At 62.8% G+C, this 8,119-nt stretch carries 8 protein-coding genes; 4 read left to right on the top strand and 4 right to left on the bottom strand.

The features are described 5' to 3' along the window. Positions 1-409 precede the first annotated feature (409 nt). On the top strand, positions 410-2,134 hold the full coding sequence (gene ilvD, locus NP503_RS27830) for a dihydroxy-acid dehydratase (RefSeq protein WP_127270685.1): 1,725 nt from the start codon (positions 410-412) through the stop codon (positions 2,132-2,134). Next, positions 2,121-2,960, top strand: a complete 840-nt coding sequence (locus NP503_RS27825) for a tetratricopeptide repeat protein (RefSeq protein WP_127270686.1) — start codon at positions 2,121-2,123, stop codon at positions 2,958-2,960. The genes ilvD and NP503_RS27825 overlap by 14 nt, the downstream gene beginning before the upstream one ends. 48 nt (positions 2,961-3,008) lie before the next feature. Here the strand turns inward: NP503_RS27825 and NP503_RS27820 are convergent, their stop codons facing one another. The 4 genes from NP503_RS27820 to erpA all read right to left on the bottom strand — a co-directional run bounded on the left by NP503_RS27820 (position 3,009) and on the right by erpA (position 4,953). Beyond that, a complete protein-coding gene (locus NP503_RS27820; RefSeq protein WP_127270688.1) occupies positions 3,009-3,308 on the bottom strand; it encodes a hypothetical protein in 300 nt (99 codons plus the stop codon). Positions 3,309-3,396: 88 nt separating this feature from the next. Continuing rightward, the gene (gene xth / locus NP503_RS27815) at positions 3,397-4,191 is read right to left on the bottom strand and encodes an exodeoxyribonuclease III (protein WP_127270660.1); all 795 of its coding nucleotides are present in this window, start codon (positions 4,189-4,191) and stop codon (positions 3,397-3,399) included. Between the two features lie 17 nt (positions 4,192-4,208). Continuing rightward, complete coding sequence (locus NP503_RS27810; protein WP_127270658.1) at positions 4,209-4,604, bottom strand: VOC family protein; 396 nt, start codon at positions 4,602-4,604, stop codon at positions 4,209-4,211. 1 nt (position 4,605) lies between these two features. Continuing rightward, on the bottom strand, positions 4,606-4,953 hold the full coding sequence (gene erpA, locus NP503_RS27805; protein ID WP_127270656.1) for an iron-sulfur cluster insertion protein ErpA: 348 nt from the start codon (positions 4,951-4,953) through the stop codon (positions 4,606-4,608). Between the two features lie 90 nt (positions 4,954-5,043). Between erpA and NP503_RS27800 the strand changes: the two genes are divergently transcribed. Together NP503_RS27800 and argS are read left to right on the top strand one after the other, a co-directional pair. Further along, positions 5,044-6,258 (top strand): deoxyguanosinetriphosphate triphosphohydrolase, encoded by a 1,215-nt coding sequence (locus NP503_RS27800; protein ID WP_127270655.1) that lies wholly within the window; start codon positions 5,044-5,046, stop codon positions 6,256-6,258. Between the two features lie 75 nt (positions 6,259-6,333). Continuing rightward, entirely contained in the window at positions 6,334-8,091 is a 1,758-nt protein-coding gene (gene argS / locus NP503_RS27795) for an arginine--tRNA ligase (protein ID WP_127272747.1), read from the top strand. Positions 8,092-8,119: the final 28 nt, after the last annotated feature.

Below are 8,119 nucleotides of genomic sequence, written 5' to 3'. Positions count from 1 at the left end.
AAGCCGGCCCGCGCATGAGGCTCAATGCCTCTTGTCAAAATCTCCTGACACAAACAGTCCAAGACACTTCAATCACATAACAAAAAACCCCGCCGAAAATCGACGGGGTTTGTCAGCAGTCTGAAAGGCCGGGGATTACCCGGCCTTTTTTGTTTGGGATCGCATCGCCCCGATTTGTCTCATCCAAAGTGCGTTGCATATAATTCGCACCGCCTGCGCCTCCTGCTATTGTGATGTTTTGGCAACACTTTCTGAGCAACCCCTGCGCTGGAAGCCGGGCTGAGGAAATTGCCTATTTCCCGCCATAAACCCGGCGCACCTCGATCTGGTCTCGGGACACGCGCCAAAAGGCTCGGCGAGGGGGCAGCCGCTCCGCCCCATTTGCAGGGAAGATGGGGCAAGGAAGAGTATGGACGCCAAAGTCATCTCCAAGGCTAAGCTCCCTAGCCGCTATGTGACCGTCGGTCCGGCGCGTGCGCCGCATCGTTCCTATCTCTATGCCATGGGTTTGTCGGCGGCCGAGATTGCGCAGCCGCTGGTCGGGGTCGCCTCCTGCTGGAACGAGGCGGCGCCCTGCAACATCTCGCTGATGCGCCAGGCGCAGGTGGTCAAGAAGGGCGTCGCGTCCGCCAGCGGCACGCCGCGCGAATTCTGCACCATCACCGTCACCGACGGCATCGCCATGGGTCACCAGGGCATGAAGTCGTCGCTGGTGTCGCGCGAGGTCATCGCCGATTCGGTCGAACTCACCATGCGCGGCCATTGCTACGATGCGCTGGTCGGGCTCGCCGGCTGCGACAAGTCGCTGCCCGGCATGATGATGGCCATGGTGCGGCTCAACGTGCCGTCGATCTTCATCTATGGCGGTTCGATCCTGCCCGGCAGCTATCGCGGCCGCCAGATCACCGTGCAGGATGTGTTCGAGGCGGTTGGCCAGCATTCGGTAGGCACCATCGATGATGCCGAACTTCTCGAAATCGAGCAGGCGGCCTGCCCGTCGGCCGGCTCCTGCGGCGCCCAGTTCACCGCCAACACCATGGCCACCGTCGCCGAGGCGATCGGCCTGGCGCTGCCCTATTCCTGCGGCGCGCCGGCACCCTATGAAATGCGCGACCGGTTCAATTTCGCCTCCGGCGAAAAGATCATGGAGCTGATCGCGAAAAATATCCGGCCGCGCGACATCGTCACTCTGAAGGCGCTGGAGAATGCGGCGACCGTGGTCTCGGCCACCGGCGGTTCGACCAACGCGGCACTGCATCTGCCGGCGATCGCCCACGAGGCCGGCATCAAGTTCGACCTGTTCGACGTGGCCAAGATCTTCGAGAAGACGCCTTACATCGCCGACCTCAAGCCGGGCGGCAAATATGTCGCCAAGGACATGTTCGAGGCCGGCGGCATTCCGCTGCTGATGAAGACGCTGCTCGACCACGGCTATCTGCATGGCGACTGCATGACCGTGACTGGCCGCACTTTGGCCGAAAACATGCAGCACGTTGTCTGGAATGAGCATCAGGATGTGGTCCGCCCGGCCAACACACCCATTACCCAAACCGGCGGTGTCGTGGGCTTGAAGGGAAACCTTGCCCCCGAAGGCGCGATCGTGAAGGTCGCGGGCATGGCGGAGTTGAAGTTCTCCGGCCCGGCACGCTGCTTCGATTCGGAAGAGGAATGTTTCGAGGCGGTGACGCATCGCAACTACAGGGAAGGCGAGGTTCTCGTCATCCGCTACGAAGGGCCGCGCGGCGGCCCCGGCATGCGCGAGATGCTGTCGACGACGGCAGCGCTGTACGGCCAGGGCATGGGCGGCAAGGTGGCGCTGATCACCGACGGGCGCTTTTCGGGCGCGACGCGCGGCTTCTGCATCGGCCATGTCGGCCCCGAAGCAGCCGTGGGCGGCCCGATCGGACTGCTCAGGGATGGTGACGTGATCTCGATCGACGCGGTGAACGGCACGATCGACGTGGCGTTGTCCGATAGCGAACTGGCGGCGAGGGCAAAGACATGGAAGGCGCGCACGACCGACTATCAGTCGGGCGCGATATGGAAATATGCACAGACGGTAGGGCCGGCGCGCGATGGCGCGGTGACCCATCCGGGCGGTGCGAAAGAAACACACTGTTATGCGGACATCTGAGTTGTTGAGGTCGTCTGTCTTTTCGGCACTGGTCGTGGCCGCCACATTTGGCGCGACCTTTGGCGCCGTGGGCCAGGCCATGGCCTTCGACGACAAGGTGTTCGACGACAAGACCGGGGTGAAGCCGCAATCCAGCCCCTGGGCGGTCTTCCAGTTCGGCTTCTCCGCCTACAAGAACGGCCACAAGGAACAGGCTGCCGAGGCCTACAAATACGCTGCCGAAAACGGCCAGATCGGTGCCACCTGGAAGCTTGCCCGCATGTATGCCGAGGGCGACGGCGTGGCGCGCGATGACTATGAGGCGTTCAAGTTCTTCTCCGAGATCGTTGACCAGGACGTCGAGCCCGGCTCGCCTGAGGAAAGCTATGTCTCCGACGCGCTGGTGGCGCTTGGCGACTATTTGCGCACGGGCATTCCCGGCAGCCCGGTCGCCGAGAACGAGGTGGCGGCCCAGGAATATTACATGCGCGCCGCCGCCAACTACCGCAATCCGAACGCGCAGTTCGAGATGGGGCAGATGTTCTTGAAGGGCGAGGGCGGCGTGAAGGCCAGTGTCAAGCAGGCCGGGCGCTGGTTCCAACTCGCCGCCGAGAAAGGCCATGCCGGCGCCCAGGCGACACTGGGCCATTTGTTGTTCCAGAGCGGCAAGATCGTTCGCGGCCTGGCGATGATGACGGCAGCGCTCGAACGCGCTTCGCCGGCTGACCAGCCCTGGATCCGCGGCATGCAGGAAGAGGCATTTGCCACCGCCGGCGAGGCCGACCGCCGCACCGCCATCTCGCTGGCCGATGATATCCTCACCAAGGGCAACAACGCGGACCAGTAGTCTCGCGGCTGCGTCAGCTTCACCAGCAGCACTCGATTTCGATCGCGATCAGTTCTCGATCGGCTCCGTCGGCACCATGCTGGGCGCCGGCGTCGAGATCGGCGTGACATGGGGGTGTGGCGCCAAGGTGTTTTCCGGGCAGCTATCCCCGATCTTCGTCCACGATGTGTTGTTGAGCACCATGTCGCAGCGGGCCAGATGGCTCCGGTCGGCAACCGTCAGGCAGGCGACCTGGCCAAGCTGGTAGGATTTTCCATTGGCCAAGCATTCCTGGTCGGCAAATGCCGCACCGGGAGCGGCCATGGCAAATGCCAGGCCGATCGGACAAAGATGAAATCGTGTGCTCATGGAACCCCAGCCGCCATGCTGGACCGCAATGAACGGCGCGAAATGTGGCGATATGAGGTCCAGCGCCTGCGTGCCCGGCGAGGTTCTCTCAGGCCGGCTGAAGCGCGAGATCGATCGCCACCGGGACGTGATCGGACGGTTTTTCCCAGGCGCGCACGTGCTTTTCGATCGACGCGGAAGAAAACCGGTTGGCGGCTTCCGGCGACAAAAGCAGGTGGTCGATGCGGATGCCGTTGTTCTTCTGCCAGGCGCCGGCCTGATAGTCCCAGAACGTGTAGGTGTCGTGCGCGTCGGTGACCGCGCGCACCGCCTCGGTGAAACCAAGGTTGAGCAGCCGGCGGAAGGCTTGTCGCGTCTGCGGCTGGAACAGGGCGTCGCCCAGCCAGTTCTCCGGAAACCGCGCGTCGATCCGCTCGGGAATCACGTTGTAGTCGCCGGCGAGCACCAGGGCCTCCTCAAGTCTCAGCCGTTCTTCGGCCCAGCGCTCCAGCCGCGCCATCCAGGACAGCTTGTAAGGAAACTTCTTCTCGTCATCGATCGGATTGCCGTTCGGCAGATAGAGCGAGGCGACGCGCAAGGCGCCCTTGTCGGTCGAGAAAACGCCTTCGATGAAACGCGCCTGTTCATCGGCATCGTCGCCGGGCAGGCCCCGGATGACTTCGTCGAAGCGCAGCTTCGACAACAGGGCCACGCCGTTGAAACCCTTCTGGCCATGGGTTTCGACATTGTAGCCAAGCGCCTCGATCTCGGCGCGCGGGAATTGCTCGTCGACGGTCTTGATCTCCTGCAGGCAGACGATGTCGGGTGCGCTCTCGGTCAGCCAATGGGTGAGATTGCCAATGCGGGCGCGGACACCGTTGATGTTCCAGGTGACGATTTTCATGGCGGTCTCGATGCTATTCAGTTGGATTCTTGCGGCGGATGGCGTTCGACGAGGCCAATCGTATTGCCAGCCGGGTCCTTTAGGAAGGCCATCCATTCGCTTTCCCCCGCTGGACCGAACTGGCCCTCCGTGTCGCGATGGACAAGTGTTGGCGGCGCGGTGAAGGGTACGCCTGCCGCGACCGCAGAGGCATGGAAGTCGTCGAGGCCGGATATGTCGAGATAGACGGTTCCGGCCGGTATGCCGTCAGTGAACAGCAGCCTGATATCGCCGGCCATGATGAAGGCGATGCCCGGCGGATCGAAGCGCGCATGAACCGCCATGCCGAGCACGTCGCGCCAGAAAGCCAGCGTGGTGTCGAGATCACGGCCAGCCGACAGCGCGATCTGACGGATCGCACTAATGGCAGGCATTCTATATGGAGAAACTCGTGCCGCAGCCGCAGGAGGCGACGGCGTTCGGATTGCGGATCTGGAACGACTGGCCCATCAGATCGTCGACGAAATCGATCACAGAGCCGCCCATATAGACCAGCGACAGGTCGTCGATCAGCACGGTGGCGCCGTCCTTCTCGATGGCGACGTCGTCGTCGTTGCGCGTATCGACCAGGTCGAACTTGTAGGAGAAGCCCGAGCAGCCGCCGCCTTCGACCGACACGCGCAGCGCCGTCTTGCCGGCCTCGTTCGAGACAATCCTGGCGATCCGCCTGGCGGCGGCCTCGGTCATATCGACTTTCATGGCAGTCTTGGCATCAGCGCCCATGGGCGTCACCTTGCTTTCGGTTTCACATGATAGGTATGAAGCGCGAGGGGCCAAGTCAACCTGGCTAAGTCAACTGCGGCAGCATCAGCCATGACCAACGAGTTGGGCGACATCGGATTCGGCTATCGGCCGCGCGCCGCCTATGCCTGCGATCCGGCAAAGTCGCGCGGGCGGCTGTTCGACGAGGTGGAAAGCCCGACCCGCACGCCATTCCAGCGTGACCGTGACCGCATCATCCATTCGACGGCCTTCCGGCGGCTCAAGCACAAGACGCAGGTCTTCATCGCGCATGAAGGCGACCACTATCGCACCCGGCTGACCCATTCGATCGAAGTGGCGCAGATCGCGCGCGCCCTGGCACGGGCGCTGCGCGGCGACGAGGATCTCGCCGAGGCGGTGGCGCTGGTGCATGATTTCGGCCACACGCCCTTCGGCCACACCGGCGAGGACGCGCTGAACGAAAAGATGGCCGCCTGGGGCGGCTTCGACCACAACGCGCAATCGCTGCGCATCGTGACGAGGCTGGAGGCGCGCTACGCCGAGTTCGATGGGCTCAACCTGACCTGGGAAACGCTGGAAGGCCTGGTCAAGCACAATGGGCCGCTGACGAATGCTAACGGCAAAGGTCTGAAAGGGCCGGTGCCGCAGGCGATCCGTGATTACTCTGAACTGCACGATCTCGAACTCGACCGGTTTGCCGGCATCGAGGCGCAATGCGCGGCGATCGCCGACGATATAGCCTACAACACGCATGACATCGATGACGGCTTGAGGGCAGGGCTCTTGACGCTGGACATGCTGGAGACGGTTTCGCTGCCGGGAACGATCCTGAAAGGCGTTCGCTCACGCTATCCCTCCCTCGATGATGTGCGCACTGGCCACGAGCTGATGCGGCGGCAGATAACCGCCATGGTCGAGGACGTGATCAAGTCGACGACCGCCAATCTCGATCGCATCAGGCCGCGGAGCGCCGATGCGGTGAGGGCAGCTGGCGAGACGATGGTGGTTTTCTCGGCCGAAATGGCTGCCTTGGAGAAAGAACTGAAGGCCTTCCTGTACAAGCACCTCTACCGGCACGCGGAGGTTATGCGGGTGCGCGCGGACGCCGAGCAGATCGTCAAAAATCTGTTCGACGCCTATTTCGCCGATCCGCGCGCCATGCCGGACGGCTGGCGCGAGGGGCTGGATCGGGCCGACGACCGCATCAAGGCGCGCAGCGTCGCCGACTTCCTGGCGGGTATGACCGACACCTACGCGCTCAAGGAACACCGGCGTTTGTTTGACCATACGCCTGAATTGGGCTAGGGCGGGCTCGATTTTGCCGGCCAACGAGCCGGATTCGCTGCAAAGCCGCCAGAGCCAGACCCCAGAGTCACACAAATGAACATCTTCGCCGATTTCACCGCGCGAATCATAAAAGCCGTCGAAGCGCTTGATCTGAAAGACAAAGACGGCGTTTCGCCTGACCTGTCGCGCATTGCCGTCGAGCCGCCGCGCGACGCCAGCCACGGCGACCTAGCGACCAATGCGGCGATGGTGCTGGCCAAGCCGACCGGCCAGAACCCGCGCGCGCTGGCTGAAAGACTGGCGCAGGCGCTGCGCGACGACAAGGATGTCGCGGCGACGGAAGTGGCTGGGCCCGGTTTCGTCAATCTCAGGCTCAAGGACGGCTTCTGGCAGACACATCTGACCGCACTGCTCGGCGAGGGCCGCAACTATGGCCGCTCGACGGTTGGCGGCGGCAGGAAGACCAATGTCGAATATGTCTCGGCCAATCCGACCGGGCCGATGCATGTCGGCCATTGCCGGGGTGCTGTCGTCGGCGACGCGCTTGCCAATCTGATGGCCTTCGCCGGCTACGACGTGACCAAGGAATATGTCATCAACGACGCCGGCTCGCAGATCGACGTGCTCGGCCGTTCCGCATTCCTGCGTTACCGCGAAGCGCTGGGCGACGACATCGGCGAAATACCTGCCGGTCTCTATCCCGGCGATTACCTGGTGCCTGTCGGCCAGGCGCTGGTCGCGGAATACGGCCGCTCGCTTCTGCAGATGCCCGATGACGAGGCGCTCGCCATCGTCAAGGATCGCACCATCGATGCGATGATGGCGATGATCCGCGAGGACCTTGCGATGCTCAACGTGCATCACGACGTGTTCTTCTCCGAGCGCACGCTGCACGCCGACAAAGCCAGGAAGATCCGCTCTGCGATCAACGATCTGACGCTGAAGGGCCATATCTACAAGGGCAAGCTGCCGCCGCCCAAGGGCGAGAAACCCGAAGATTGGGAGGACCGCGAGCAGACGCTGTTCCGCTCGACCGCGGTCGGCGACGACATGGACCGGGCGCTGGTCAAGTCTGATGGCTCGTTCACCTATTTCGCCGCCGACGTCGCTTATCTCAAGGACAAGGTCGATCGCGGTTTCGTCGACCTGATCTATGTGCTCGGCGCCGACCATGGCGGCTACGTCAAGCGGCTGGAGGCCCTGGCGCGGGCGATTGCCGGCGACGAGGTGAAGCTCACTGTCCTGCTGTGCAATCTGGTCAAGCTGTTTCGCGAGGGCGAACCGGTGCGCATGTCGAAGCGGTCGGGCGATTTCGTGACGCTGCGCGAAGTGGTGGAGGAGGTCGGCCGCGACGCGATCCGCTTCATGATGCTCTACCGCAAGAACGATGCGCCCCTGGATTTCGATTTCGCCAAGGTGACCGAGCAGTCCAAGGACAATCCGGTGTTCTATGTCCAGTACGCCTCGGCGCGCTGTCATTCGGTGTTCCGGCAGGCGAGCGAGCAACTGGGCGAAGCCAATTTCGACCGCAACAGCCTGGCGTCTGCCGCGGCATTGCTGACCGACGAGGGCGAGATCGGCCTGATCCGCAAGCTTGCCGAATACCCGCGGCTGATCGAGTCCGCCGCCCTTGCGCTCGAGCCGCATCGGCTGGCATTTTACCTCTATGATCTGGCTTCCAGCTTCCACGGACACTGGAACCGTGGCACGGATAATCCGGACTTACGTTTTGTTAAGGTTAACGACCGACAATTGACGCATGCCAGACTAGGGCTGGTGCAGGCTGTTTCGGACGTTTTGACGTCCGGCCTGACGTTGATCGGAGCCGCCGCGCCCACCGAAATGCGTTAGGTTTGACTAAATAACCTGTCACCTTTTG

The sequence above is a fragment of the Mesorhizobium sp. SEMIA396 genome, assembly GCF_024518615.1.
Taxonomy (GTDB): domain Bacteria; phylum Pseudomonadota; class Alphaproteobacteria; order Rhizobiales; family Rhizobiaceae; genus Mesorhizobium.
This window is presented reverse-complemented; position numbering and strand designations above follow the sequence as displayed.